Source organism: Kitasatospora sp. CB02891, assembly GCF_002803145.1.
Lineage (GTDB): Bacteria > Actinomycetota > Actinomycetes > Streptomycetales > Streptomycetaceae > Kitasatospora > Kitasatospora griseola.
The window spans coordinates 927,589-953,689 of the sequence record NZ_NNBO01000001.1 but is presented as its reverse complement, the minus strand read 5'-3'; the positions used below and the strand labels follow the sequence as shown (position 1 = coordinate 953,689).

General features: G+C 73.9%; 26 protein-coding genes. 9 read left to right on the top strand and 17 right to left on the bottom strand.

Annotated elements, in window-relative coordinates:
* Nucleotides 1–25 precede the first annotated feature (25 nt).
* Nucleotides 26–589 carry an HAD domain-containing protein gene (locus CG736_RS04510; RefSeq protein ID WP_100584786.1) on the top strand — a complete coding sequence of 188 codons (564 nt, stop codon included), beginning with the start codon at nucleotides 26–28 and terminating at the stop codon, nucleotides 587–589.
* A 136-nt stretch (nucleotides 590–725) separates the two neighbouring features.
* On the opposite strand, the gene CG736_RS04505 is transcribed toward CG736_RS04510, so the two are convergent.
* Entirely contained in the window at nucleotides 726–1,007 is a 282-nt protein-coding gene (locus CG736_RS04505; RefSeq protein WP_100584785.1) for a hypothetical protein, read from the bottom strand.
* Between the two features lie 177 nt (nucleotides 1,008–1,184).
* A complete protein-coding gene (locus CG736_RS04500; protein WP_100584784.1) occupies nucleotides 1,185–2,654 on the bottom strand; it encodes a carboxyl transferase domain-containing protein in 1,470 nt (489 codons plus the stop codon).
* A gap of 394 nt (nucleotides 2,655–3,048) precedes the next feature.
* On the opposite strand from CG736_RS04500, the gene CG736_RS04495 reads away from it, so the two are divergent.
* Both CG736_RS04495 and CG736_RS04490 read left to right on the top strand, forming a co-directional pair.
* The gene (locus CG736_RS04495; protein ID WP_100584783.1) at nucleotides 3,049–3,486 is read left to right on the top strand and encodes an Rrf2 family transcriptional regulator; all 438 of its coding nucleotides are present in this window, start codon (nucleotides 3,049–3,051) and stop codon (nucleotides 3,484–3,486) included.
* Between the two features lie 186 nt (nucleotides 3,487–3,672).
* Nucleotides 3,673–4,854 carry a globin domain-containing protein gene (locus tag CG736_RS04490; protein ID WP_100584782.1) on the top strand — a complete coding sequence of 394 codons (1,182 nt, stop codon included), beginning with the start codon at nucleotides 3,673–3,675 and terminating at the stop codon, nucleotides 4,852–4,854.
* A 70-nt stretch (nucleotides 4,855–4,924) separates the two neighbouring features.
* On the opposite strand, the gene CG736_RS04485 is transcribed toward CG736_RS04490, so the two are convergent.
* From CG736_RS04485 to CG736_RS04430, 12 genes are all read right to left on the bottom strand, one after another.
* Nucleotides 4,925–5,707: a DUF3050 domain-containing protein gene (locus CG736_RS04485; RefSeq protein WP_100584781.1), complete on the bottom strand. Its 783-nt coding sequence runs from the start codon at nucleotides 5,705–5,707 to the stop codon at nucleotides 4,925–4,927.
* A gap of 93 nt (nucleotides 5,708–5,800) precedes the next feature.
* The gene (locus CG736_RS04480; RefSeq protein ID WP_100584780.1) at nucleotides 5,801–6,763 is read right to left on the bottom strand and encodes an alpha-ketoacid dehydrogenase subunit beta; all 963 of its coding nucleotides are present in this window, start codon (nucleotides 6,761–6,763) and stop codon (nucleotides 5,801–5,803) included.
* Nucleotides 6,760–7,743 carry a thiamine pyrophosphate-dependent dehydrogenase E1 component subunit alpha gene (locus CG736_RS04475; protein WP_232733775.1) on the bottom strand — a complete coding sequence of 328 codons (984 nt, stop codon included), beginning with the start codon at nucleotides 7,741–7,743 and terminating at the stop codon, nucleotides 6,760–6,762. Before CG736_RS04475 ends, CG736_RS04480 begins: the two co-directional genes overlap by 4 nt.
* Nucleotides 7,740–8,657: a phytanoyl-CoA dioxygenase family protein gene (locus tag CG736_RS04470; RefSeq protein ID WP_100584779.1), complete on the bottom strand. Its 918-nt coding sequence runs from the start codon at nucleotides 8,655–8,657 to the stop codon at nucleotides 7,740–7,742. The genes CG736_RS04475 and CG736_RS04470 overlap by 4 nt, the downstream gene beginning before the upstream one ends.
* A gap of 18 nt (nucleotides 8,658–8,675) precedes the next feature.
* Nucleotides 8,676–9,680: a 4-hydroxyphenylpyruvate dioxygenase family protein gene (locus tag CG736_RS04465; protein ID WP_100584778.1), complete on the bottom strand. Its 1,005-nt coding sequence runs from the start codon at nucleotides 9,678–9,680 to the stop codon at nucleotides 8,676–8,678.
* The gene (locus CG736_RS04460; RefSeq protein WP_100584777.1) at nucleotides 9,677–10,966 is read right to left on the bottom strand and encodes a beta-ketoacyl-[acyl-carrier-protein] synthase family protein; all 1,290 of its coding nucleotides are present in this window, start codon (nucleotides 10,964–10,966) and stop codon (nucleotides 9,677–9,679) included. The genes CG736_RS04465 and CG736_RS04460 overlap by 4 nt, the downstream gene beginning before the upstream one ends.
* Nucleotides 10,963–12,594: a class I adenylate-forming enzyme family protein gene (locus CG736_RS04455; RefSeq protein WP_100584776.1), complete on the bottom strand. Its 1,632-nt coding sequence runs from the start codon at nucleotides 12,592–12,594 to the stop codon at nucleotides 10,963–10,965. The genes CG736_RS04460 and CG736_RS04455 overlap by 4 nt, the downstream gene beginning before the upstream one ends.
* Nucleotides 12,595–12,649: 55 nt before the next feature.
* On the bottom strand, nucleotides 12,650–13,219 hold the full coding sequence (locus tag CG736_RS04450) for a hypothetical protein (protein WP_100584775.1): 570 nt from the start codon (nucleotides 13,217–13,219) through the stop codon (nucleotides 12,650–12,652).
* Nucleotides 13,216–14,319: a beta-ketoacyl synthase N-terminal-like domain-containing protein gene (locus CG736_RS04445; RefSeq protein ID WP_100584774.1), complete on the bottom strand. Its 1,104-nt coding sequence runs from the start codon at nucleotides 14,317–14,319 to the stop codon at nucleotides 13,216–13,218. Before CG736_RS04445 ends, CG736_RS04450 begins: the two co-directional genes overlap by 4 nt.
* On the bottom strand, nucleotides 14,316–14,711 hold the full coding sequence (locus CG736_RS36815) for a hypothetical protein (protein WP_232733774.1): 396 nt from the start codon (nucleotides 14,709–14,711) through the stop codon (nucleotides 14,316–14,318). Before CG736_RS36815 ends, CG736_RS04445 begins: the two co-directional genes overlap by 4 nt.
* Nucleotides 14,711–14,977 carry an acyl carrier protein gene (locus CG736_RS04435; protein ID WP_100584773.1) on the bottom strand — a complete coding sequence of 89 codons (267 nt, stop codon included), beginning with the start codon at nucleotides 14,975–14,977 and terminating at the stop codon, nucleotides 14,711–14,713. The genes CG736_RS36815 and CG736_RS04435 overlap by 1 nt, the downstream gene beginning before the upstream one ends.
* A 258-nt stretch (nucleotides 14,978–15,235) precedes the next feature.
* The gene (locus CG736_RS04430; RefSeq protein ID WP_100584772.1) at nucleotides 15,236–16,669 is read right to left on the bottom strand and encodes a class I adenylate-forming enzyme family protein; all 1,434 of its coding nucleotides are present in this window, start codon (nucleotides 16,667–16,669) and stop codon (nucleotides 15,236–15,238) included.
* Nucleotides 16,670–16,857: 188 nt separating this feature from the next.
* Between CG736_RS04430 and CG736_RS04425 the strand changes: the two genes are divergently transcribed.
* From CG736_RS04425 to CG736_RS04410, 4 genes are all read left to right on the top strand, one after another.
* Nucleotides 16,858–17,964, top strand: coding sequence for an alpha-hydroxy acid oxidase (locus CG736_RS04425; RefSeq protein WP_100584771.1), 1,107 nt, complete (start codon nucleotides 16,858–16,860; stop codon nucleotides 17,962–17,964).
* A gap of 103 nt (nucleotides 17,965–18,067) precedes the next feature.
* On the top strand, nucleotides 18,068–18,955 hold the full coding sequence (locus CG736_RS04420) for a methyltransferase domain-containing protein (protein WP_100584770.1): 888 nt from the start codon (nucleotides 18,068–18,070) through the stop codon (nucleotides 18,953–18,955).
* Complete coding sequence (locus tag CG736_RS04415) at nucleotides 18,955–20,043, top strand: alpha/beta hydrolase (protein WP_198520343.1); 1,089 nt, start codon at nucleotides 18,955–18,957, stop codon at nucleotides 20,041–20,043. Before CG736_RS04420 ends, CG736_RS04415 begins: the two co-directional genes overlap by 1 nt.
* A complete protein-coding gene (locus CG736_RS04410; protein ID WP_232733773.1) occupies nucleotides 20,040–21,347 on the top strand; it encodes a PLP-dependent aminotransferase family protein in 1,308 nt (435 codons plus the stop codon). Before CG736_RS04415 ends, CG736_RS04410 begins: the two co-directional genes overlap by 4 nt.
* 68 nt (nucleotides 21,348–21,415) lie before the next feature.
* Here CG736_RS04410 and CG736_RS04405 read toward each other — a convergent pair whose 3' ends face one another.
* The 3 genes from CG736_RS04405 to CG736_RS04395 form a co-directional block, all read right to left on the bottom strand.
* Nucleotides 21,416–22,180, bottom strand: coding sequence for an ABC transporter permease (locus CG736_RS04405; RefSeq protein ID WP_043911405.1), 765 nt, complete (start codon nucleotides 22,178–22,180; stop codon nucleotides 21,416–21,418).
* Nucleotides 22,181–22,226: 46 nt separating this feature from the next.
* Complete coding sequence (locus CG736_RS04400) at nucleotides 22,227–23,180, bottom strand: ATP-binding cassette domain-containing protein (RefSeq protein WP_198520372.1); 954 nt, start codon at nucleotides 23,178–23,180, stop codon at nucleotides 22,227–22,229.
* A gap of 159 nt (nucleotides 23,181–23,339) precedes the next feature.
* Complete coding sequence (locus tag CG736_RS04395) at nucleotides 23,340–24,515, bottom strand: glycosyltransferase (protein WP_100584768.1); 1,176 nt, start codon at nucleotides 24,513–24,515, stop codon at nucleotides 23,340–23,342.
* A 197-nt stretch (nucleotides 24,516–24,712) separates the two neighbouring features.
* Here CG736_RS04395 and CG736_RS04390 point away from each other — a divergent pair, with 197 nt between their 5' ends.
* Together CG736_RS04390 and CG736_RS04385 are read left to right on the top strand one after the other, a co-directional pair.
* Nucleotides 24,713–25,645, top strand: coding sequence for a 3-oxoacyl-[acyl-carrier-protein] synthase III C-terminal domain-containing protein (locus tag CG736_RS04390; protein WP_100584767.1), 933 nt, complete (start codon nucleotides 24,713–24,715; stop codon nucleotides 25,643–25,645).
* Nucleotides 25,646–25,776: 131 nt separating this feature from the next.
* Nucleotides 25,777–26,100, top strand: coding sequence for an acyl carrier protein (locus tag CG736_RS04385; protein WP_100584766.1), 324 nt, complete (start codon nucleotides 25,777–25,779; stop codon nucleotides 26,098–26,100).
* Nucleotide 26,101 lies beyond the last annotated feature (1 nt).

The window sequence follows — 26,101 nt, the reverse complement described above, 5'->3', positions numbered from 1 at the left end:
TCCGCCTCGGGCATCATCGACCCCGATGGAGTCTCCGCCGCCCCCGCCGCCCCCGCTGCCTCTGCTCTACCTCGACGTCGACGGCCCACTGATCCCGTTCGGCGGCGACCCGGCACGGCACCGCACCCACCTGACGGAACGCCGCATCCGTGAGCTCACCGGCGGGTCGAACCCGCTGCTGACCCGGGTGAACCCCGCCCTGGGCCCGCAACTCGCTGCGCTGCCCTGTCGGTTGATCTGGGCCACCACCTGGTTCGACGACGCCAATGCGTGCCTCGCCCCGCTGCTCGGCCTCCCCCCGCTCCCTGTCCTGCCGGACCCGCCCCTCGACGCGTCCGACCCGGCGCCCGGTGTCCACTGGAAGACCCCCGCCCTGGTTGCCCATGCCGCCGGCACCCCGTTCGCCTGGGTCGACGACGAGATCACCGAACGCGACCGTGAGTGGGTCGCCCAGCACCACCCGGGCCCCGCGCTGCTCCACCGCATCGACCCCGAAGTCGGCCTGACCGAACGGGACTTCACCGTCCTCGCCGACTGGCTGCGCAACCCGACCCGACGCCGGATCGGCCCGCCCGCCGGATCCCGGTGAACTACCGGTCGGCTGCGCCGGGTTGCGCCGGGTTGCACCGAGCCGCGCTGACTTGCGCCGAGTTGCAGCGAATTGCGCCGCGTGAGGCACCGGATGTGCCACCGGCCGGCCCCCTCCGGCGCGGTGGGACGCGGCCTCAGAGGACGAAGTAGCTCACCCCGAAGGTCTTCGCGGACTTCCCGGGATCCACCTCCGCCGTCACCGGGCCCTGGCAGTTCGCCGCGGCGTGCACCAGCACCGCCGAGTCGGTGAAGTTCTCGACGGTCACGGGGGACGTGGTGCTGTAGCAGCCGCGCGGCGGGTTGTGGTGGGCCACGCCGTTCACCACCAGGAGGCCGGTGGCCGCTTGGGCGGGCGTCGAGAGGGCGAGCACGCCGGCGGCGGCCAGCAGGCCGATTCCCGTGAGACGACGACGCATGACTGATCTCCCTTCCGAGGACGCCCGGCTGGGAGCGGGTGCCTCTTCGGACGGGGGATTCCCGTTGCGGACCGTCCGTTGCGGAACGCCGCGGCCAATCCCTCGAATCGGCGAGCGTGCAGAGATGCAGGGGTGGTGACAGGTGCCTCGGACTCCCGGAGGGCGTGGGACGCGTGGTCAGCCGGTGGTGGGCGGGCCGCCGAGGCGGCGGTTGCGGGTGCGGCGGTCGGCGAGGCGGTCGGCGGCGGGGAGGCGGGCGAGTTCGGCGAGGGCGTGGGTGATCGCGACGGCGAGGTCGGCGCGCAGGTCGGCGGGGTCGTCGGTCTCGGGGACGACCTGGTCGACCAGGCCGGTGGCGGCGAGCGCGGTAGCGGTGATGCCCTGGGCGCGGGCGAGCTGAGCGGCGTGCTCGCCGTCCCGGTGGACGATGGCGGAGGCGCCCTCGGGCGGCAGCGGGGCGAGCCAGGCGTGCTGGGCGGCGATGACGCGATCGGCGGGCAGCAGGGCGAGCGCGCCGCCGCCGCTGCCCTGGCCGAGCAGGACGGCGAGGACGGGGGTGCGCAGGCCGACCAAGGTGGTCAGGCAGTGCGCGATCTCCAGTGCCACACCGTCGAGTTCGGCCTCGACGGAGAGCTCGGCGCCGACCGTGTCGACCACGGTGAGCAGCGGCATGCCCAACTCCTCGGCCAGCTCTGCCTGTTGCCGAACCGCCCGCAGGTCGGCGGCGGTGAACGGCAGTTCGGGACGGTCGGGGCCGGAACGTTGCTGGGCGACCACCATCACCGGGCGTCCGTCGATCAGCGCGAGGGCCCGGACGAGGGCGCTGTCGCCGTCCAGCGGGAGGAGCAACTCGGCGGTCTGGGAGAGGAGTTCGAGCGCGGAGAGCCGGTCCGGCCGGCGGCTGCGGAGCACCGACTCCCAGGCGTCCTCGGCGGTGGGGGCGACATCGAGGACGGCCGGTGGCGGCGAACCCGCCTCGGGCGGCCGGACGGTGAGGACGGTGAGCGCGCGGGAGAGGAACGGGCGCAGGCGGTCGGGCGGCACGATGGCGTCCAGGCGGCCGTTGGCGGCGAGCGTCTCGGCGCGCTGGACGGCGGGCGGCAGCGGTTCGCCGCGCAGTTCCTCGTAGACGCGCGGGCCGAGGAAGCCCAGGCGGGCGCCCGGTTCGGCGAGGACCAGGTGACCGAGGGTGCCCCAGGAGGCGAACACGCCGCCCATGGTGGGGTTGCGCAGGTAGGACAGGTACGGCAGGCCGGCGGCCCGGTGGGCGTGGACCGCGGCGGTGACCCGGACCATGCACAGGAACGCGGCGGAGCCCTCCTGCATGCGGGTCCCGCCGGAGACCGGCAGGGCGAGCAGGGGGAGGCGCTCGGCGGTGGCGCGCTCCACGGCCCGGGTGATCCGCTCGGCGGTGGCGACGCCGATCGAGCCGCCCAGGAAGCCGAACTCGCAGGCGATCAGCGCCAGCGGGCGGCCGTCCAGCAGAGCGCGGCCGGTGAGCACCGCCTCGTCCAGCCCGGTGCGGGCGCGGGCCCCGGCCAGTGCGTCCCGGTAGTCGGGGTCGGCCGGCTCGGTGGTGATCGGCTCGTCCCAGGAGGCGAAGCTACCGGGGTCGACCAGCAGATCGAGGAGTTGACGTGCCGTCACCGGGGGCCTCCGTCGCGGGGGAGTGGGGAACACAGGGGAACGCAGGGGAGTACAGGGGAGCGCAGGGAACACGGGGGAGCGCAGGGAATGCGGGGAAGATCGTCGAGCGGGAGGTGCCGAGCCTACGGGTGGACCCGGGCCGCCGGCGGGTACGGCGCACAGTGGTGACCGGGATCACCGCCGACGGGCCGGGCAGGCCGGGGCGAAACTGTCGCCGGGCCGTGCGGTGCGTGCGGGCCGTGCGGTGCGGGCGTGGAGCCGGGTGCGGAATCGGGTCGTGGAACCGGGCGCCGGGCGGCCTTCGAGGCGGCCCTCGGGGCGGGCGGCGGAACGTGACGCAGCAGACATTCGGCTAATTGGTATCCAAGATGCCGAATTGGATAGAGTCAGCGCCGTGAGGCTGACCAAGAGCACCGACATCGCACTGCGCATCGCAATGCGGCTGGCGGTGCTGGACGAGGACCAGACCCCGACCACCCGCGAGGTGGCCGAGGCGGTCGACGTCCCCTACAACCACGCGGCGAAGGTGGTCAGCCGTCTCCAGCACCTGGGCGTGGTCGAGGCCCGGCGCGGGCGCGGTGGTGGGCTTGCCCTGACTGCCGCCGGCCGCACCGGATCGCTCGGCCGGATCGTCCGGGAACTGGAGGGCGCCGGGGACGTGGTCGGCTGCGAGGATGAGCCGCCGTGTCCGCTGCGACACTCCTGTCGACTGCGCGGGCTGCTGCGCAGGGCGCAGGAAGCATTCTTCGCGACGCTCGACCCGCTGACGGTGGCCGACCTGGTCGGTCCGCCGACCGGCCCGGTCCTGCTCGGACTGCCCGGGCGCGGATAGCCCGGCCCGGTTCGGGCGGGGTGCGGTTCGGGATCGTCCGGGCTCGTCCCGGCGTGCCCGGAAAGCGTTTTCCACCCGCAGGTCGTCAGTGTCCGGCAGTCCGCCGTCGAGCAGTCACCACAAGGTATTCCGCAGGTATTCCCACACCTTAAAATGCGCATCTCAGATGCGAGTTTGGAGCTTCGGATGCTGTCCGAGAAGTCCGCGCAGACCGTGCGTGCCACCCTGCCCGTGGTCGGGGCGGCCATCGAGGAGATCACCGGATCGTTCTACAACCGGCTCTTCACCGCTCACCCCGAGCTGCTGCGCGACTTGTTCAACCGGGGCAACCAGGCCGACGGCAGCCAGAAGTCGGCGCTGGCCGGCTCGATAGCCGCCTTCGCGACCGCCCTGGTGAACAACCCCGACCAGCGACCGGACGCCATGCTCGCCCGCATCGCCCACAAGCACGCCTCGCTGGGCGTCACCGGCCCGCAGTACCAGGTGGTGCACGACAACCTGTTCGCCGCCATCGTCGAGGTGCTCGGCGAGGCCGTCACCCCCGAGGTCGCCGAGGCCTGGGAAGAGGTGTACTGGCTGATGGCCAACGCGCTGATCGCCCTTGAGGCCCGCCTGTACGAGGAGAGCGGCACCCACGGCGAGCGCCGCCCCTACACCGTGGTCTCCCGCACCGCCGAGACCGCCGACGTGGCGACCTTCCTGCTGCACCCGGCCGACGGCGGCCCCGTCCCGGCGCACAAGCCCGGCCAGTACGTCTCGGTGCAGGTCGAGCTCCCGGACGGCGCGCGGCAGATCCGCCAGTACAGCCTGTCCGGCCGGCCCGACGGCGGCCTGCAGATCACCGTCAAGCGGGTCGCCGGCGACCCGGCCGGTGAGGTCTCCACCCACCTGCACCAGCACGTCGACCAGGGCGACACCCTGCTGGTCAGCGCCCCGTTCGGCGATGTGCAGCTGGTCGACGAGGACCGCCCGCTGGTGCTGGCCTCCGCCGGCATCGGCTGCACCCCGATCATCGGCATGCTGGAGCACCTCGCCGAGACCGGCGCCACCCGCAAGGTGATCGCCGTGCACGGCGACCAGCAGGAGTCCACCCATGCCTTCCGCGAGGATCTCGCCCGACTGGCGGAGAAGCTCCCGAACGCCGAGGCCCACGTCTGGTACGAGCGCCCCGAGGGCGAGCGGCCCGCCGAGCGCACCGGCCGGGTCGACCTGACCGGCGTGGCCGTGCCCGCCGACGCCGTCGCCTACCTGTGCGGCCCGCTGCCGTTCATGCGCGCCGTGCGCACCCAGCTGCTGGAGGCCGGCGTGCCGGCCGCCGACATCCACTACGAGGTCTTCGGCCCCGACATGTGGCTCGGCCAGAACTGACCTGTCGCACCACGGCTTTCCGGGCCCGGCCCCGGCGCGGAGCTGTCCGCGCCGGGGCCGGGCCCGTCGGTCACAGCGAGGCGGTGATCGCGTCCCACAGCGCGACCCTGGCCCGCAGCGCGGTGCGGACCGTCGCCGCGCACTCCTCCCAGCACTCGGTGTCGTCGCCGCACAGGTCGATCAGCATCTGCATCGCCATCGGGGTGTGCTGCTCGCCGTCCACCTCGATGTGCCGGGCCAGGTAGTCCTTGAAGACGCCGAGCCGCCCCGCCGAGTCGTCGATCCGGACCACCTGCTCGAACATCTCCGGGATCAGGTCCTCCCGGCCGAACGCGAACGCCGCGGCCTGGCAGTGCACCGGCGCGTCCTCGATGATCCCGAACGTGACGGCCGTGAACTCGGCCGCCGCCTGCGGGATGTCGGCCAGCTTCGCGGCCTCCGCCACCGACCGGCCGGAACGGATCGCCGCCAGGAAGGCCTCGACCGGGCCCGTGTCGGCGCCTGCTCTCGCCATGCCGTCCAGGTACAGCTCGAAGTGGCTGATGTAGCCCTCGCCGAGCTCGTCGCTCTCCTCGACCAGCACGATCTCGTTGATCAGCCGGCGACTCGCCGTCGGACCGTCCGGCAGCCACGGCAGGGTCACGCAAGTGAGCTGCCGCTGAAGGCACTTGAGCAGGGACATGAAGTCCCAGACGGCGAACACGTGGGTCTGCTGGAAGGTCTGCACCTTCTCCAGGCTGTCCAGCGAGAGGTACATCGGGTGGGAGACCACCTCGCGGCGGACCTCCTCGATCGACTCGCGCAGGGCGGTCAGGCCGGGGTGGCTGCGGTCCCAGTGGTAGCGGTCGCTCATGGCTGCTCTCCTCGGGTGATGTGGTGAGGGTGTGGCATGGTGCAGCTGGGGGTGCGCGGGGGTGTCCCGGGACGGCTGTCGGCCGGCGGCCGGTCACTTCATGACGGCACGGATCGCGTCCCGCAGTTGGGCGGCGTCCGGCTGGAGGGCGCGGTCCAGGCCGAGGGCGAACGGCAGCACCGCGCCGTCCGGTCGGGTCACCCGGCGCGGCGGGGCGAGCAGCCGGCCTTCCTCGCCGGCGATCGCCAGCGCCTCGGCGGCGAACCCGGCGAAGCGGTTGGAGTCGTCCAGCACCACCAGCCGCCCGGTGCGCTCCAGGGAGGCGAGCAGCGCGGCCCGGTCCAGCGGGTACAGGGTGCGCGGATCGAGCACCTCCACCGACACCTCGTCCGCCAACTCCTCGGCCACCGCGAGGGCTTGATGCACCAGGTGCCCGACGGCGAGCACCGTCACATCGGCGCCCGGCCGATGCGTCCGGGCCACGCCCAGCGGCACCGGCGCCAACGGCGCCGTCACGTCCTCGCGGACGCCCAGGGCGCCCGCGGGGGCGAACAGCACCACCGGGTCGTCGTCCGCGATCGCCGAACTCAGCAGCCCGTACGCGTCGGTGGGCGTCGCCGGGACGAGCGTCTTGATGCCGACGTGCGCGAACAGGCCGTACGGATGGTCCGAGTGCTGGCCCGCCCAGCCGCTGCGGGAGCCCGAACCCGGCACCACCACGGTCAGCGGGACCCGCGCCTGGCCGCCCGTCATCAGCGAGAACTTGTGGGCCTGATTGGCGAGTTGCTCGAAGACCAGGAACAGTAGCGACGGGATCTGCAACTCGATCACCGGGCGCATCCCGGCCAGCGCCGCGCCGATGCCCGCCGAGGTGAACGCCTGCTCCGACAGTGGCGTGTCCACCACCCGCTCGGTGCCGAAGCGCTGCTGCAGGCCCAGCGTCAACCCGGCCAGGCCCGCGCCCACGTCCTCGCCGAACACGCACACCGCCGGGTCGGCCGCCAATGCGTCCGCCAGCGCCCGGTTCATCGCCTTCGCGTACGACAGCAGGGTCACAGTGCCGCTCCCGACCGGGGCCGCAGCCCGCTCGCGTACAGGTGATCGTCGGCCGTCGCCGGATCCGGTTCCGCAGAAGCTAGCGCGAACTCGGCAGCCAAGGAAAGAAGTTGTGAGATATCGGCGTCGATCGAGGCGACCTCGGCGGGCGGCAGGGCCGCGGCGGCGGAGACGAGCGGATCGCGCTCGCGCCAGGCCGCGACCTCCTGCGGGGCGCGGTAGGAGAGACGGAACCGGCGCTCCATGGTGTGGTGCGCCTCGAAACGGTACGTCAGGCACTCCAGGAACCCCGGGCCGCCGCCCGCCCGTGCCCGCTCCGCCAGCCGCTGCGCCGCCGCCCGGACCGCCTCCACGTCCATGCCGTCCACCGTCTCCGCCGGAATGCCGAACGCCTCCGCCCGGCCGCACGCCGAACCGCCGACCGCCGCACCGGCCGGCAGCGTCGTCGCGTAGCCGTTGTTCTCGCACACGAACAGCACCGGGGCCCGCCAGATCGACGCCAGGTTCAACGCCTCCAGCAGCACCCCCTGGTTGAGCGCGCCGTCGCCGAAGAACGAGGCCACCACCCGGGGCCGGCCCTGCCGCTGCGCCGCCCAGGCCGCGCCGACCGCGATCGGCGCGCCCGCGCCGACGATGCCGTTCGCGCCGAGGATGCCCAGCGAGAAGTCCGCAGCGTGCATCGACCCGCCCCGGCCCCGGTTCAATCCGTCGACCCGGCCCGCCAGTTCGGCCAGCAGCCGGCCCGGGTCGGCGCCCTTGGCGAGCACGTGTCCGTGGCCCCGGTGGGTGGACGTCAACTGGTCGTCCGCCGTCAGCGCCGCGCACACGCCGACCGCCACCGCCTCCTGGCCGATGTACGGATGGGTGCCGCCGACGATCAGGCCCGAACGCACCCACTCCAGCGCCAGCTCCTCGAACGAGCGGATCAGCCGCATCGCCCGGTACCGTCCGGCCCGGTCGGCCAGGTGCGGCAGGCTCACCGGCCCGACCGCCACAGCACCGGGCAGAACTCCGGGTCCGCGTAGTCCGGCCGGCCGGCCGCCGTGCGCCGCACCACCGCGTCGTGGTTGTACACCACCGGGGAGCCGTCCGACTTCAGGAACGAGCGGTAGCGGTTCGAACCGTCCTGCAGGTGCAGCGAGACCGCCCGGCGCGGCTGGGCGGACCGGTTCGGGCCGGAGCCGTGATAGGTCCGGCAGTGGTGGAAGGAGACGTGCCCGCGCGGGATCTCCACCGGCACCGTGCGCACCTCGGCGCCGTTGAACTCGGCGTTCTCGTGGAGGAGTCGGTCGAGCTCGGCGCGGTCGCGGGCGGCGAAGTGCCGGGTCGAGTCGTCGCCGCCCGGGCGCTCCTCCCAGCGGTGGCTGCCGTCCACCATGGTGATGGTGCCCATCTCCTCGGTGCAGTGGTGGAACGGCAGGAACGCCGTCAGCATCCGCTGCGAGGTGGACGTCTGCCAGTAGTGCTTGTCGAAGTGCCACGGCACCACGTTGCTCGGCTCGCCCGGCACCGGCGGCTTGTAGATCAGCGTCGCCTGGAACACCCGGATCTCCTCGGCCTGCGCCAGGCGCGCCGCGACCGCGCCCAGCAGCGGCTTGCGCAGGATGCGGCCCATCTCCGCGTGCTCGTAGTGCACGTAGTCGTTGTGCCGCTGCACCGGCCCGTCGGCCGGCGTCCAGGACGCCAAGTGCGGCGGACGGTCGGGAAGTTCACGGTCCCGCTCGCCCGCGTAGTAGCGCTCGGTGGCGGCCTGCAGCACGTCCAGCTCCTGGTCGCTGAACAGCCGCCGCGACAGGTACCAGCCGCGCTCCGCGTACTCCAGCACCTCCTCGGCGGTCGGCAGCAGCGCCGACTCCTCCTCCGACAGCTCGAACGGCTCGGTGGTGGTGGCCACGTGAGGGATCTCCTTCGGTCAGTGGTCCGCGGTGACGGCGCGCTCGCGCTCCACCGCCTCGTACAGGGCCTTGATGTTGGCGGTGCCGAACGAGCCGGCGCCGCGCCGCTCCACCAGCTCCAGGAAGAAGGTGCGGCGCGGGTGGGTGGAGCGCGCGAAGATCTGGAACAGCTCGCCGCCGTGGTCGCGGTCCACCAGCACGTTGGTGTCGCGCAGGTCGGCCACCGGGATGCCGGTCGGGCCGAGCCGCGCCTCCAGCGCCCGGTAGTAGGCGCCCGGAGTGCTCAGGAACGCCACCCCGCGGTCGCTCAACTCGCGTACCGACGCGGTGATCGAGGCCGTGCTGAAGGCCACGTGCTGGACGCCCGCACCGCCGTGCGCCTCCAGGAAGCCGTCGATCTGACCGGCCGACCGCGACGTGTCCGGCTCCAGCAGGGTGAACGTGACGGAGCCGCACGGGCTCTGCACCACCCGGGAGTCCATCGCCTGCGCGCCGACCTCGATGTACTCGCGGAAGATCTCCCGGAAGCCCAGGCCGCGCACCGCCCACTCCACCGAGGCGTCCAACTGCCCGCCCGGCACCACGATCGCCACGTGGTCCAGTGACAACAGGCCTCCCGGGCCCGGGAGTTCACCGTCCGGAAGGAGATCCTGCGCGTCGGCGAAGCGCACCGCCAGGTCGCCGAACCCGGAGACCGTGCCCGCCCCGTCCAGGCAGCCGCCGCCCGCGTTCAGCGCCCGCTCGGCCGCCACCGCCGCCGCCACCCCGTCGGTGTGCCGCAGCGCGATCACGGCCACGCCGTCGCCGTGCCGCCGGACCCACTCCGTCACCTGGTGCTCGGCGTCCACCGCCGAGGTCACCAGCAGCCGGATCGAGCCCTGATGGGCCAACACCTGCACCGTTCCGGGCGAGTTGCGGGCCGGGCTGCTCAGCGTGAAGCCCCAGTCGTCGCGCAGTTGCGCGGCGTACTTGTGGGCGTCCTCCGCGTACAGTTCGAGATAGGCGATGCCCGCCACGGTCATGAGTCCCCTCCGAAGTGCCCGGCCGAGACGCCGAGTTGCTTGGCCGCGATGCTCGGCGGGCCGAACACCAGGCTCAGGTTGTGCCCGCCGAACGCGAACGAGTTGGACAGGGTGTGACGCACCGGACGGCGGACCGCAGAGCCGCGGACGTGCCGCAACTCGCAGTCGGCGTCGGGCTGTTCGAGGTTCAGCGTGGGCGGCAGCAGGCCTTCGGCGACGGCCAGTGCGGACACCGCCGCCTCCACCGCCCCGGCCGCGCCCAGCAGATGGCCCGTCGCGCCCTTGGTGGAGCTGACCAGCGGGTCGGCCGCGCCGAACACCTCGCGCAGCGCCAGGACTTCCGCCCGGTCGCCCAACCTGGTGCCCGTGCCATGGGCGTTGACGTAGTCCACCGCCGACGCGTCCAGGCCCGCCGAGCGCAGCGCAGCGCGCATCGCACTGGCCGCGCCGGCCCCGTCGGGGCGCGGCATGGTCGGGTGGTGGGCGTCGGTGGCCGCGCCCCAGCCGGACAGCTCCGCGTACGCCGAGGCGCCGCGGGCGGCCGCGTGCTCGGCGCGTTCCAGCACCAGGACGGCGCTGCCCTCGCCCAGTACGAACCCGTTGCGGCGGGCGTCGAACGGCCGGGATGCCTGCGTCGGGTCGTCCCAACCAGCGGCGAGGGCACGCGAGTTGTCGAACGCGGCGGCGATGGTCGGGTGCAGCGGGGCCTCCGCGCCGCCGCACACCACCACGTCCGCCTCGCCGCCCCGGATCAGTCGCAGGCCCTCGGCGAGGGCCTGCGCGCCGGCCGCACAGGCGGTGATCACGGTCGAGCTGTAGCCGCGGATGCCGTGCGTGATGGCGATCCGGGCCGCCGGCATGTTGGACAGCATGCCCGGCAGCAGGTACGGGCTGACGGCGGCCCGGCCGCGCTCGCGCCGCCCCGCGGCCTGCTGCTCGTAGCTCTCCAGCCCGCCGCCGCCGGTGGCCAGCACCACTGCGGCCCGCTCCGGGTCGCAGTCCTGACGGATCGTCAGTTTCGCATCGTCGAGGGCGTCGTTCGCGGCGGCCAGGGCCAGCAGCAGGAAGCGGTCGGCGCAGCGGGTCTCGGTGGGCGGCAGCACTTCGGTGGCGGGCACGGGCGGGGCGATGCCGGCGGCCCGCAGCCAGCCCGCCGCCGGGTGGTCCGCGGCCGGGGCGGTCAGCCCGGAGCGGCCCTCGACGAGGGCGCGGAACACCTCCGGGACGCCGCGGCCCAGCGGCGTCACCCAGCCGATGCCGGTGATCTGCGCGGCGGGCGCGTTCACCGGGCGCCCGCCGCGGCCAGGTGCTGCTGCCGCAGCAGGCCCTTGCGGACCTTGCCGGTCGGGCCGAGCGGGATCTGCTCGTCCGGCACGGCGAGCACCGCGCGCACGGTGTCGGCGACGTGCGGCTCCAGCGCGGCCAGCACCCGGGCGGTGCGGTCGTCGGCCGGGTCGTCGCCGACACCGGTGGACGGGGCGAGTTGCAGCAGGACGTCCGTGACGACCCGGTCGCCGTCGCGGAACGCCACCACCGTGCAGTCGAGCACGTCCGGGCAGGCGACCAGGACGCGTTCCTCGGCGGCGGCGGTGTGCAGGAGGCGGCCCTCGCCGAGGTCGACGGTGTCGACGGCGCGGTCGACGTGGTAGTAGTAGCCGTCCTCGTCGCGGTACATCAGGTCGCCGGTGAGGAAGTAGTCGCGCAGCCGGGTGCGGTGGGTGGTGACGGAGTCGTTCCAGTAGCCGACCGCGAGGGTGGGGGAGCGGGTGCCGAGTTCGCCGACCCGGCCCGGGCCGAGCTCGTTGCCGTCCGGGTCGAGGATCGCGCAGTCGACGAACGCGTGCGGGCGGCCCACGCAGCGGCCGTAGCGGTCGGAGTCCGCGGTGTGGGTGATGAAGAAGTGCGAGTGGCCCATCTCGGAGGAGCCGAGGCCGTCGATGAACACCGAGCCGGCGGTGCGGACCCGGCCCTGCCGGGTGGCGGTCTCGCGCGAACCCTGGGCGACCAGGCGGCGGATGTGGGTCTCGTGCGCGCAGTCGCCGGTGTTCCACCACAGGCCGACCGAGGACAGGTCGCGCGCGGCCAGGTCGTGCCGGGCCAGGTCGGCCCAGGTGGTGGCGAAGCCGTACACGCCGAGCGGCTGCCAGCGTTCGACGGCGTCCAGCACCATCGGGCCCGACTGGCCCGACAGCAGATGGAGTTGGGCGTCGAAGCTGAGCGCCAGGTTGACCGCGATCAGGGTGGCCGCGTGGGCGGCGGGCAGCGCGCTCAGCACCCGGTCGATGCCCTGCGGGCGGGGCAGCAGCAGCCGGTGGCGGATCGCCGCGTACAGGCTCTGGTGCGAGTGCAGCACGGCCTTGGGCAGGCCGGTGGTCCCCGAGGAGTGGGTGATGGCGACCGGGTCGGTGGGCCAGTGCCGGTACGGCGCGGGCGCGGACCGCGGGTCGCCGTCGGCGAGTTCGGCGGTGTCGGCGAGCAGGGCGGTGCCCAGGTCGAGGCCCGCCAGGGCCTTGGCGTGCTCGGCGTCCGCGAGCAGCCCGACCGCGTTCAGCCGGCGCAGGTAGCGGGCCGAAGTGTCCACGTCCAGCGCCGGGTTGAGCAGGGCCGGGACGGCGCCGAGTCGGGTCAGCGCGAGGAAGGCCAGCACCTGGTCGGCCGCCGCGGAGGCTTGCACCGCCACCGGATCGCGTCGGCGCACCCCGAGCGCGTGCAGGGCGGCCGCCCGCGTCCGTACCGCCAGGTCGAGTTGACGGAGCGTCAGGGCGGTGTTGGCGGGGTGGCCGTCGACGGGGGTGTCGAAGGTCAGGGTCGGCGAGTCGAGGCCGAGTCCCTGTTCGACCCGGGTGGTCAGGACGTTGCCGGCGCCGACGGAACTGTCCTCGGACAGCACGGCGCGCAGGGTGCGGAGGCTCATGGATCCCGTTCTTCTCGTGGTGCGGGACGTCGGCGGGCTCGAACCCCGGGGTGCGTCAGGGGGCGAGCAGGACGGCGGTGGCGTGGTCGGGCGGGCCCTGGACGGCGGTGATCAGCAGCACCTGATCGGCGTCGCCGTCCTCGATCAACAGGCGGGCCCGGTCGTGGAGTTCGGTGTCGCTGTCGAAGCCGGGGCCGAGCGCCACGACCGGGCCGTCGAGCTGCCAGCGGGCGGCGAGGTGGCCGAGGACGGCGTTCGGGTTGGACTGGAAGAACAGCAGCGGCGGGACGCGCCGGCCGGTGGCAGTGGCCCCGGCGAGGGCGTCCGCCGTGCCGGTGTCGCCGGTCGGGCTGGCCAGCAGCAGAGCGGTGCGCGGCGGGTCGAGCGCCGGCGGCGGCCCGTAGTGGCGGCGCAGACAGCGGTCGGCGGTCTCGGCCACCAGCGGATTGAAGGCGGACTCCACGAACCCGGCGATGGCCGGGAGCCGGTCGTCCGGACGCTCGGGCCAGGCGGCGGACGCCAGCACCCGCAGCGGGCCGGTCAGCTCCCGGGGGCCGAGCGGCGCGGCGACGGCAGGCTCCACCGGGGCGGGCAGCGGCGTGCCCTCGGCGGTAGTGGCGGTCATGCGGCGGCCACCAGGAGTGCGGTGTTCGCGCCGCCGAACGCGGAGTTCAGGGTGAGGGCCAGACCGGGGACGGCCGGGCGGGGACGGTCGAGGACCAGGTCGAGCGGACAGCCCGGGTCCGGGTGTTGCCACCCGGCGTTGACGGGAAGCGTCCCGGACTGCAACACGCCTACGGTGACGGCGAGTTCGAGCAGTGCGGAGGCCTCCAGGGCGTGGCCGTGCACGGACTTGGTGGAGCTGACCGGCGGCGTGCCGGACGGGAACACGGTCCGCAGGGCGGCGGCCTCGGCGAGGTCGCCGAGCTTCGAGCCCGCGCCGTTGGCGTTGACGTAGCCGATCGCCTCGGGCCCGGCGCCCGCCCGGGCGAGGGCGTGGTGCACCGCCCGGGCCAGGCCGGTGCCGTCCGGGTGCGGCCGGCAGACGTGGTGGGCGTCGCCGGTGCGGGCCCAACCGGCGATCCTGGCCAGCGGGTTCAGCCCGCCGCGTCGGCGCAGCGACGGCACCGACTCCAGGACCACCGCCACCACGGCGTCGCCGAGCAGCATGCCCTGCCGGCCCAGGCTGAACGGGCGGACGGCGCCGTCCCCGGCCAGCGCCCGGCCCGCGTCGAACACCGCGAAGGTGTCCGGCTCGACCAGGTAGCCGGCGGCGACCAGCACGCGTTCGCGGCGGCCGGAGGCGATCAGCGCGGCGGCGTCGGCGACGGCCGTGGCGGCCGCCACGCACGCGCCGGTGTACACCCGGGGCCGCAGCCCGGTGCGTTCGGCGACCTCCGCGGCGACCGGTCCGGCCCGCCGATCGCCGTGCAGGGCGAGCAGCAGGTCCTCGGGGGCGTCGTCGGGAGAACCGGACAGCGCGCCCGCCTCGGCGAGCACGTCCACCAACTGGTCGGCCAGACGCGGCGACCCGGGTGTGACGGCGGCCCGGTCGGTGCGGTGGCCGGCGGTGTCGAAGCGGTCCACCGGGACGAACGCGGGCCGGCCGGCCGTCGCGCCGTCCCGCAGCGCCGCGAGGCCCGGGCCGAAGGCCGAGCGGACACCGATGCCGCCGACCAGGACGGTGCGCCGCGGCGGACCGTTCCGGAGAGCGGTCGCGGTCATGGCGCGGCGACTCCCGCTTCCGGGCGGGCGCCGACCGGTGCGGGGGTGGGCGGTGCGGCGTTGGACGCGACGGCGTCGGCGGTGGCGTTGGACGCGGCGGCGTCGGCGGGCGGTGCGGGGGCAGGCGGTGCGGCGAGTGGGGCGCCGAGCTGCTCGGCGAGCTGGGCGCCGAGTGCGGCGACCGCGTCGTCCACCGTCCGGATCGCGTCCAACCGGTCGTCGTCGAGGTCGAGTTGGACGCCGTAGGTCTGTTCGGCCTCGGCGATCAGCCAGGTCAGTTCGAGCGAGCCCAGGTGTTCGTCGACCTGGTCGGGGGAGCGGTCGCCGTAGCGGGCGAGCATCGCGACCGCCTCGGCCCGGCCGAATCGCGCCACGGAGTCGGTGGTACCCATCAGGCGGTGCCCACCGAGGACTTGGCGATCCGGTCGGCGACCTCGGCGCTGAACTCGTCGATGGTCATCAGCGCGGTGGACTCCATGTCGTCCAGCTCGAAGCGGATGCCGTACTCCTCCTCGACCTGCACGGCCAGGTCGGCCAGGGCGAGCGACTCCAGGTCGAGACCGGCCGGGCCGAGGTCGGTCTCCGAAGTGACCTGCGAGACGTCGTAGTTCATCGCCGCCAGGGTGGCCAGGACGAACGAGCGGATCTGTTCCTGCATGGACTTGCTCTCTCCAACGCGTCGGGGTGCCGGGGTTCGGGGCATGGGGTGTCTCTGGACGGACGGACGGGTGGACGGACGGACGGGGCAACGGGGCTCCGGCGCACGAGACCTTCGTGCGGGGGTCGCGGTGTCCGGGGGTTTCCGTGTCCAGAGGTTCAGGGCAGGGCGCACCGACGGACGGGCGGACGGTGTCTGGAGCCGTCCACCCGGCCGGGCGCACTGCGGCGGAAGGGGGAGGGGAAAAGGTGAGGCGGATCAGCGGGCGGCGTCGACCTGTCGGCGCAGGGCGGCGACGTCCCGCAGCAGCTTCCCGGTGGCGGTCCGGGGGAGCTGCGGCATCAGGTGCAGGCGGCGGGGCAGCTTGTAGCCCGCCAGTTCCCTGCCGAGCAGTTCGCGCAACTGCCCGGTCGCGCCGTCCCGTTCGGACGGTGCGCGGGAGGCGCCGTCGGCGGTCGCGGCGTACGCCTCGATCGCGCCGTCGGCGAACACCACGACGGCCTCGACCACGCCGGGAAGCCCGGTCAGGGTCTGCTCGACCTCGTTCAGGTCGACCTTGAGGCCGCCGATGGAAATCTGTGAGTCGCGCCGCCCCAGTACCGTCACCCGTCCGGTGCCGGCGTCGAGCAGTGCGGCGTCCCTGGTGTGCAGCAGGCCGTCCGACCAGCGGGTCGGGTCGGTCGGGCCCAGGTACGGGGAGTGCGCGCGGGTGATGTTCAACTCGCCCGCGCTCAGCGACAGTTCCATACCGTGTACGGGTTGCAGGGCCGGATGGTGGCGGCCCGTCAGATCGGTGGCGATGACCCCGGTCTCGGTCATCCCGTACATGGTGCCCAGCGGCACACCGTAGCGTTCGCGGAACGCGGCGGGAAGCCCGGGACGGATCAGCTCGCCGGCCACGACCATCCGGCGCAGCTGCGGGAGTCGGGGCGGCGCGGCCACCGCGGACAGCAGCTCCGCGTGGAACGGCACGCCGATCACGGTGGTCGGGGCGGCGCCGTCGGCGACCGCAGTGAGGATGCCCGCGGGGGTCATCCGCTGCGGCACCACGAGTTCGACGCCCGCATGCAGGGCGTGCAGCAGCCCGCCGACCAGGCCGAGCACGTGCACCGTCGAGGACAGCAGCACGGTGCGCTCGCCCCGGGCCGGGAACTCCGGCAGCCGGGCGTAGCAGTCGAGTTCGCGCAGCAGGTCGCCCGCCGTCCGCCCGATCACCTTCGACGGGCCGGTCGAGCCCGAACTGAGCTGGATCAGCGCGTGATGGTGGGACGTGGCTGGTTCGGCGACCGCGTCCGGGTCCAGCGGGGCAGCCGGGAGAGACCTGAACTGCGGACGCCCGTCGGCGAGTTCGACCAGCACCCGGGGGCGCAGCCGGTTCACGGCACGGTCCACCTCGGCGGCGGTGAGACGGTGGTCGAGCAACACGGCCCGAGCTCCGGCCCGCCACGCGGCCAACAGCACCGCGACGAACTCCGCCGAAGGCGGCATGCGCAGCGCCACCGTGCCCTGCTCGCCGAGACCGGCCGCGGCCAACTGCCGCTGCCGCTCGGCCACCAGGGCCCGCAGCGTCCCCCTGCTCACCGGAGCGCCGAAGCGCAGGCACGGTTCGCCGTCCGGTCCGGCGAGTAACTGCTCGTCCACCCAGTCCGCGGCAACCGTGCGGCCGCGCACCGGGGTTGGGATCAACGTCAACGCAACTCCACGCGCTCGAATGGGAAGCATGGGTCGGAAGTTGTGATGCTTCAGTGTGGATCCCCCGTCGGTGCCGACCTTTGCACGGGAGCGCATCAAGGGTCAAGGTCTATACCAGTGGCGACCGGACCCCTACGCTGTCCCTCGTTTTCGCACCGGTTGACGGATCATCAGGAGGTTCGGAGACGATGGTTCCGCTCACTCTGGCGGAGCACGGCGCGCTGGCGAAGGGCCTGCTGCCTGCGGCGATCTGGGACTTCTTAGAAGGCGGCGCCGGAACCGAGTGGACTCGCCGGGCCAACCTCGACGCCTGGCGCCACCACGTGCTGCGCCCGCGCGTCCTGGTGGACGTCTCGGCGCCCGACTGCGGCACCGAGCTGCTCGGCGCCCGGCTGACCGCCCCGTTCGGGGTCGCGCCGATGGCCTACCACCAACTCGCCCACCCCGACGGGGAGTGCGCCACCGCCCGGGCCGCCGCCGAGGCCGGCGCGCTGCTGATCGTCAGCATCTTCGCCAGCCGCACGCTGGAGCAGATCGCCGCCGCCGCACCCGGCGCGCCGCGCTGGCTCCAGCTGTACTGGCTGCGCGACCGCGAAGCGCTCACCGCGCTGGTGCGGCGCGCCGAACAGGCCGACTACCGGGCCCTGGTGCTCACCGTGGACGCGCCCAAGGTCGGCCGCCGGCTGCGTGACCTGCGCAACGCCTTCGCGCTGCCGGCCGACCTGACCGCCGCCAATCTGGACCCCCGGTTGACCAGGAGCGCCGGGCACTCGGCCGCCGGTCGCTCCGGCATCGAGGAACACTCCCGGCAGCAGTTCGACCCCACCGTCAGCTGGGCCGACCTGGCCTGGCTGCGGGAACGCACTCGCCTGCCGCTGGTGCTCAAGGGCGTCCTCACCGCCGAGGACGCCAGGCTCGCCGTCGAGCACGGCGTGGACGCGCTGATCGTCTCCAACCACGGCGGCCGCCAACTCGACGGCGTCCCGCCCGCGTTGGCCGTCCTGCCGGAGATCTTGGACGCCGTCCCCGCCGAGTACCCCGTGCTGGTGGACGGCGGCCTGCGGCACGGCTCCGACCTGGCGACGGCCCTCGCGCTCGGCGCCCGCGCCGCACTGATCGGCCGCCCCGTGCTGTGGGGCCTGGCCCACGGCGGCGCGGACGGCGCCCGGGCGGTGCTCGACCTGCTCCGCGAGGAGCTGCTCGACACCATGGTGCTGGCCGGTCGACCCACGCTCGCCGCCCTCGACCGCGACGCGCTCGCGCCCTGGCCGCCGGCCGCCGCCGCGCCGCTCTGAACGCGCCTCGTTCTCCTTATATATAGGGGCTCATGACAAGACACCGACAAGCAGGTGCTGTCGGGCCCCCTCGCACCCCCGTACGCCAGCAGGAAAGGACCCCGTGGCGACCATCGCAGAACCCGAGCCCGCCAGACCTGAGCCCGTCGCAGCCGAGCCCGCCAGACCCGGGCCCGCCGCAGCCGCAGCCGTCGGGGGCACAGCTGTCGGCGAGCTGTTCGAGGACTGGGACTGGGAGGACCCCGCAGGGCTCGAAGCCCGCACCGACGCGTTCACCGAGAACCTCGCCCGGTGCGCCTCGATCGACACCGTCCGTCCCGAAGTGCCGCACACGCACGGAGACTTCCAGGAGCTCGGCGTCACCGGCATCGAGTTCGCCGCGTTCCGCACCCGGCACCCGCACGGCCTCGGCACCGATCTGGTCGGCCTGCACACCGACCACGAAGCCACTCGCCCCGGGCCGGTCTACCGGATCGACGGCGCCGACCTGTTCACCCAGCTCGACATCGGCCGGCCGCTCCCGTTCGCCGACCACAGCGTGGACTGGGTGTACGCCGAGCACCTGATCGAACACGTCCCGCTCGGCACCGCCGTGCACTGGCTCGCCGAAGTCCGCCGCATCCTGCGCCCCGGCGGCGTGCTCCGCCTCACCACCCCAGACCTGGCGCGCTACATCGACGGATACCTCGACGGGAGCGAGCAGTTCTTCCGCCGTCACCGCCGCCGTCTGCGCACCATGCGGGTCGGCCCGCCGATGCCGGAGCGCCGCGCGTTCATGCTGAACCAGATCTTCTACCATTTCGGACACCGGTGGATCTACGACGAGGCCGAGCTGCGGCACGTCCTCGACCGCGCCGGGTACCACGAATTCGCCATCGAACGACGGGAGTTCCAGATCGGCGTACGTCCCGACGTGGCCGACCTCGACACCGCCTTCCGGAAGGACGAGTCGATCTACCTGGAGGCCGTCGCCCCCGGAGGACCGTACTGATGCCACTCCACCCGCAGGCCCGAGCGTGGCGCGCCCGTCGCGCCGCGGCCGGCACCCCGCCGCTGTACACCCTCACCCTGGACCGGGCCCGCGCCGCCGACCTCGCCGACCTGCGCGTCGCCTCAGGCACCGGTGAACCCGTCGCCGCCGTCGACGAGTTCACCATCGACGGCCCCGGCGGCCCGCTCACCCTGCGGCACTACCACCCACCGGCCGAGACCGACCGCCCCGGCCCCGCGCTGCTGTACCTGTACGGCGGCGGCTGGGCGCTCGGCTCGCTGGACACCGGCGACCCGATCTGCCGCGCGCTCGCCAACGGCACCCGCGCCGACGTCCTCGCCGTCGGCTACCGGCACGCCCCCGAACACCGCTTCCCGGCCGCCGTCCACGACTGCTACGCGGCACTCGACTGGATCGCCCGGAACGCGCGACGGCTCGGCCTCGACCCGGCCCGGATCGCCGTCGGCGGCGACAGCGCCGGCGGCAACCTCGCAGCCGCCGTCACCCTGCTCGCCCGCGAACGCGGCGGACCCGCGATCGTGCACCAGCTGCTGGTCTACCCGAACACCGATCACCGGGTTCCCGCAGCAGGCGATTCGTCAACGGCCGTTGACGGAGGGGGTTCGGTGCACGGAGGGCGGCCGACACACGGTGAGGATCTGACACGCGGCGAGGATCCGGCGCATGGTGAGGATCCGCCACTCGGTGAGGACCCGGCGCTGTTCAACCGCCACTCGGTGGCCTGGTACTGGTCGCACTACCTCGCCGACCCGGCCGACGCCGCCCACCCCCTCGCCAGCCCGCTGCGCGCCCCCGACCACCGGGGCCTGCCGCCCGCCACCGTGATCACCGCCGAGTACGACCCGCTGCGCGAGGAGGGCGAGCAGTACGCCGCCGCGCTGCAGGCCGCCGGCGTCCCCGTCACGCTGCGCCGCTACCCGGGCATGCCGCACGGGTTCTTCGCCATGCCTGGCGTGCTGGACGACGGCCGGGCGGCCCAACTGTTCGCCGCGGACCAGCTGAGGGCGGCTTACGCGGCACCCGCGGCACCCATGCTGCACACGGCTCCGGCGGAGGTCGGCCGGTGAGCGGGGTGCTGCGGCTGGGCGAGCTGCACGGCTCGCTGTCGGACCCGCTGCTGGACGCGATGACGTTCCTCAACGAGGTCACGGGGCGCTACCCCGAGGCGATCTCGTTCGCGCCGGGCCGCCCGCACGAGGAGTTCTTCGACCCTGCAGACATCGTCGGCCACCTGGACAGGTACCTGCGACACCTGCGCGAGGAGCGCGGGCTGACGGAGAACCAGCTCCGGCAGGAGGTGTTCCAGTACGGGCGGACCAAGGGCCTGATCGGGCCGCTGATCGCCCGGGCGCTGGAGGCCGACGAGGGCATCACGGCCGACCCCGAGGCGCTGGTGGTCACCGTCGGCGCACAGGAGGGCATGCTGCTGGTGCTGCGGGCCCTGTGTGCGGGCCCGGACGACGTGCTGCTGGTCTCCTCGCCGTGCTACGTCGGCGTGACCGGCGCCGCCCGGCTGCTCGACCTGACGGTCCGCCCGGTGCCGGAGGCCGGCCCGGACGGCGGCCTCGACCCGGAGGCCCTGGCCGCGGCCGTCCACGAGCTGAGGGCCGCCGGGAAGCGCCCCCGGGCCTGCTACGTCGTCCCCGACTTCGCCAACCCGAGCGGCGCCAGCCTGGACGAGAGCGCCCGCCGACGGCTGCTGGACGTCGCCGAGTCCACCGGCGTCCTGTTGATCGAGGACAACCCGTACGGCTTCTTCGGCCGCAACGGGCCCGTCCGGCCGACGCTCAAGGCGCTGGACGGCGACCGGCGCAACGTGGTCTACCTCGGATCGTTCGCCAAGACCTGCTTCCCCGGCGCCCGGGTCGGCTACGTGCTCGCCGACCAGCAGGTGGCCGCACCGGACGGGCGGCTCGGCCTGCTCGCCGACGAACTCGCCAAGCTCAAGAGCATGACCACCGTCAACACCTCGGCGCTCAGCCAGGCCGTGATCGGCGGCATGCTGCTGGCCGGCGGGCTGCGCCTGCGGGAGGCGAACGAGCCCGCCCGGCAGTTCTACGCGCACAACATGGATGTCCTGCTGACCGAACTGGAAACCGCTTTCCGTCCGCTCCCCGGCATCTCCTGGAACACCCCGGAGGGCGGCTTCTTCGCGGTCGTCACCGTCCCGTTCCGGGCCGACGCCCGGGCCCTGGACGCCTGCGCCCGCGAGTACGGCGTGCTGTGGACCCCGATGGACGGCTTCCACCCCGGCGGAGGCGGCGAGCACCAGCTGCGGCTGTCCTGCTCCTACCTGACGCCGGACCAGGTCGTGGAGGGCGTGCGGCGGCTGGCCCGGTTCGTGACGGAGCGGACGGTGCAGCAGACCTGACGCGGCAGCACTGATCGGGGCCCGGCACACCTCGCCGGGCCCCGATCAGTGCTGCTTTCCAGGAGGTGTCAGCGGATCCGGCGGGCGAACAGGCGGGCCGCCCAGGCCACCGCGAGCACCGTCATCAGGCCGGTCAGCAGCAGTCCGCGCCAGACCTCGGGCGCGTCCAGGTGGCCGGCGAACAGGGCGCGCATGCCCTCGACGCCCCAGTAGCAGGGGTTCCAGGAGGCGGCGGTGCGCAGCCAGGCCGGGGCGAGGGCGATCGGCAGCAGGGTGCCGGAGAGCAGGGCCAGTGGTTGGGCGATGGTGTTGACGACGGGGCCGAGGGCGGCGTCGGTGGGCACCAGCAGGGCGAGGCCGTAGGAGACCGAGGAGGCCATCAGGGCCATCAGGGCGAGCAGCGCCATGGCGAGCAGCAGATCGGTGAAGCCGACGGTCAGCCCGAACGGGATGGCCAGGACGGCGATCAGCAGGGACTGGACGAGCAGCGCGGTGGTCTCCCGCAGGGCGCGGCCGAGCAGCAGGGCGACCCGGCTGACGGGCGTGACCCGGGAGCGTTCGATGATGCCGGCGTGCAGTTCGCCGAGCAGGGTGAAGCCGGTGAACAGGCCGCCCATCACGGCCAGCGCCGACAGCAGGCCGGGCACGTAGATCCGGTAGGCGTCGGCGGTGCTGTGCGCGCCGGAGGCGGCCAGGGCCGAGGTCAGCAGCGGGGCGAACAGCAGGAGGTAGCACAGGGGTTGGAGCAGTCCGACGGCCAGCCACGCGGGTGAGCGGGCCATCAGGAGCAGTTGGCGCTGGTAGACCAGCCAGGTGTCGCGGGCGAGCTTCACGGGGACCTCGGGGGCGTCGGGGCGGCGGCGTGGGGCCGGCGCGGTGTCAGCTGTGGACCGGCGAGCGGCCGGTGAGGGCGAGGAACACGTCGTCCAGGCTGGGGCGTTGCAGCTGGACGTGGTCCGGTTCCAGGCCGGCGGCGGCCAGCGCGCGCAGCAGCTGCGGGATCGCGGTGTCCGCGGAGTCCACGTGCAGGCGCAGCCCGTCCTCCTCGGGCAGCGACTCCAGGCGTCGGACGCAGGGGAGTTCGGCGAGGACGTGCGCGGCCCGGGCGGTGGCCCCGGCATCGGGGAGGCCGATGGTGACGGCGTCGCCGGAGATCTCCTGCTTGAGCTGCTCGGGGGTGCCCTCGGTGACGATGCCGCCGTGGTCGACGATGCCGATCCGGTCGCACAGGGCGTCGGCCTCGTCCAGGTAGTGGGTGGTGATCAGCACCGTCATGCCCTGATCGCGCAGGCGGCGGACTTCCGTCCAGACCTGGGCGCGGCTGCGTGGGTCGAGTCCGACGGTGGGCTCGTCCAGGAACAGCACCTTGGGGCGGTGGACCACACCCAGTGCGAGGTCGAGGCGGCGGCGCTGGCCGCCGGAGTAGGTCCGGCACGGGCGGTCGCCGAACTCGGTGAGGTCGAAGGCGGCCAGGCCCTGTTCGGCGCGTCGCAGTGCCTCGGCCTTGCGGATGCCGTGCATCCGGGCCTGCAGGACGAGTTCCTCGCGGGCGGTGGCGTGGTCGGTGGTGCCGCCGCCCTGGGCGACGTAGCCGATCCGGCGGCGGACCTCGCCGGGGTCGGTGCGCAGGTCGGCGCCGGCCACGGTGGCCGTGCCGCCGTCGGGCGGCAGCAGGGTGGCGAGCATGCGCAGCGTGGTGGTCTTGCCGGCGCCGTTCGGGCCGAGGAGACCGTAGATCCGGCCCTCCGCGACGTCGAGGTCGATGCCGCGCACCGCGTCGACGGTGGCGGCGCCGCGGCGGGGCCGGAAGGACTTGCGCAGCCCCTTGGTCACGATCAACCCGGACTCCTGTGCTGGTCGGTGGGTTCGAATGGGGTGGTTCGAATGGGGTGGGGAGGTGCTCCCGGGGAGGGACGGCGGACGCCGGAGCAGACCCTAGGGCCCGGCCCCGCCCGCCGACAATGGTCTGGACCAGGTGGGCGGATCCGATGTTCAGCGCGGTGCGCGGGCGAACCGCTCCAGCCGCTCGACGGCCGACACCGTGCCGCCGCCCGCCAGGAGTTGACGTCCGAGCAGCTGGGCGGCGGCGCGGAACGAGGGGTCGTCGAGAACGGAGCGCAGCGCCGCGCGCAGCTCCCCGGAGGTGGCGGTGGCGAAGTCGACCCGGACGGCCGCGCCGAGCGCGGCCAGCCGACCGGCCGTCACCGGCTGGTCGTGGCGGATCGGGGCGACCACCAACGGCCGCCCGTGGACGAGGGATTCGACCGCGGTGTTCATCCCGCCGTGGCACAGTACGGCGTCCACCGCCCCGCGCTCAAGCAGTTCCAGCACCGGAACGCGGTCGCAGGCCACCGCGCCCGGCGGCAGAGCGGCGTCCGGCGGGCCCGCCACCACGGCCTGCACGTCCGGGAGTTCGGTGAGCGCGGCGGCCGCCCGGTGCAGGAAATCGCCGGCCACCTCGGCCGACAGCGTGCCCATGGTGACCAGCACCCGGCGGCGTCCCGGCGCCAACCGGTCCCAGGGGAACGGCGGTTCGGGCCGGTCCGCGAGCAGCGGCCCCACCAGGGCGTACTCGGCGGGCACCCGGTCGAGCCCCGCCAGCTCCCGGCAGGTCGGGGCGATCACCAGGCCGGGGGAGAAGCGCGGGTCGGTGAACTCGGCGGCGGGCAGGCCGGCCCGCTCCCACAGGCCGTGCAGCACCTCGTCCCGCCAGGACGCCAACTCGCAGTCGCCGAACGGCGGATCGCCGATCTCCAGCGAGGACGGCGCGAAGGACGCCCACCGCACGCCCGCGCCGTGCGAGGCCAGCGCGCCCGCCGGACTGTGCTGGTCGACCAGCACCACGTCCGGCCGCCACTGCTCGACCGCCCGCCGCACCGCGCCCAGCGTGAACCTGGTGTGCGGCACCACGAAGCCGTCCCAGAGCGAACGCACCGCCGCCGCCCCGCCCACCGCCTGCTCCCGGAACAGCCGGGCACCGGTGGGATGCACCACGGCGTCCGGCCCGAGCACCGGCCGCAGCGCGGACTCCGGCCCCACCCAGGCGACCCGGTGCCCGCGCGCGGCCCAGGCCAGGGCCAGCGCCCGGGCCGGCAGCAGGTGCCCGGCGAGCGGCGGCGCCACGATCAGCAGGCGCAACGCGCCCCCGGGGGAGGTAGGTGCGGGCATGGGGGAATCCTCTCGGGAGGGGGTGGGCGGCGCATTCGACTGCGCGACGTGCGGCCGTAATCGCCGGGCCGGGCGAAGAGACTTGCGTGCGTCGTGTGCCAACGACGGAGAAGTGGTACAGACCACAAGGGGGAGTCGGGAAGGAAACGCCGGAGATCCCTTGTGCGGGCCGGTGAGGCGTGGGAATACTAGCCCGCGTGACCGCTCTGGAAGCAGTCGCCGTCCACCTTCCGCCCGTCGCCGAACCGATCGAACTGGTCGGGGAACGCCTCGGACTGACGGATCGTCAGATCGGGCTCTTCCGCCGGTTCCACGGCCTCGACCAGGTCAGGGTGGACCGCGACGGAGACCTGACCGATCTGCTCACGGCCGCAGCGAAGGCCCTGGCCCAGCTGTCCGGCAACGAACACCGCGTGAAGTACGTGCTGCACGCGCGCAGCCTGCCGATCGCGGCCCCCTACCCGCACAACCCGCTGCACGACGCGCTCGGCCGTCTGGGGCTGACGCACGCCCGTGCCTTCACCATCACCCACCACGCGTGCGCCGGCTCGCTGTTGGCGCTCGACGTGGCCGGTCGGCTGCTGGCGGCAGACCCCGACCCCGAGGCGCTGGCGTTGATCCTGGCGGGCGAGAAGACCTTCACCCGGGACGCCCGCATCGTCCCGGACACCGCCCTCTTCGGCGAAGGGGCGGCGGCCGCTCTGGTAAGGGCCGAAGGCGAACGCGACCGCGTGCTGTCCTACGCGGTCGACCAGCGCGGCGAGTTCGACGGGCGACTCGCCGACGATCCGGAGCTGATGGCGCGCTACCAGCGCAGCTACCCGGACCTGGTGATCGCGGTGATGGAAGCCGCGCTGAACGAAGCCGGCGAAAGCTGGGAGTCGATTCGGCTGCTGCTCCCGCACAACGTCAACCGGATCTCCTGGCAACGGATCTGCCGCCGGATCGGGTACCCGCCCGACCGGGTGGTGCTGGACAACGTCCCGGCAGTGGGGCACAGCTTCGCCGCCGACATCCTGCTCAACCACCACACCGCCACCGGCCGCGGCCTGCTCCGCCGCGGCGACCGCTACCTGGTCGCCGCGTCCGGACTCGGCGCGACCTTCGCCGCCATGGTGCTCCAGCACTGAGGCCCGCTCCGAACCGGGGGGCGTCACCGCCCCCTGGTCCGGCACGCCCGGGCGAAGGAGCCGCGCCACCGGCCGCCGCGTGAGCGCCGCACCCGGCCCGCACCCCCGGGCCCCGCCGACAGGGAATCGCCATGACCGACTCCGCCACCGACTCCTCCGTCCTCGTGCAGGATCCGGCCGACGACGCCGTCGACCCCGAGCTGCGCAGCCGCGCACTCGACGGGATCCTGCTGCTGCTGCCCCGCGTCCTCAAGCGCGACCTGCCCGAAGTCACCGAGAACGCCTGCCTGTTCGACGAGGTCGGCCTCACCTCGGCCGCCACCCTGGAACTCATCCTGGAGCTCGAGGACCACCTCGACGTGCAGATCGACGTCGAAGGCATCGACCAGGACGACCTCCGGTCGGTCGGCACCCTGGCCGGCTTCGTCGCCGGACACGTCATCGCCGAGGACTGAG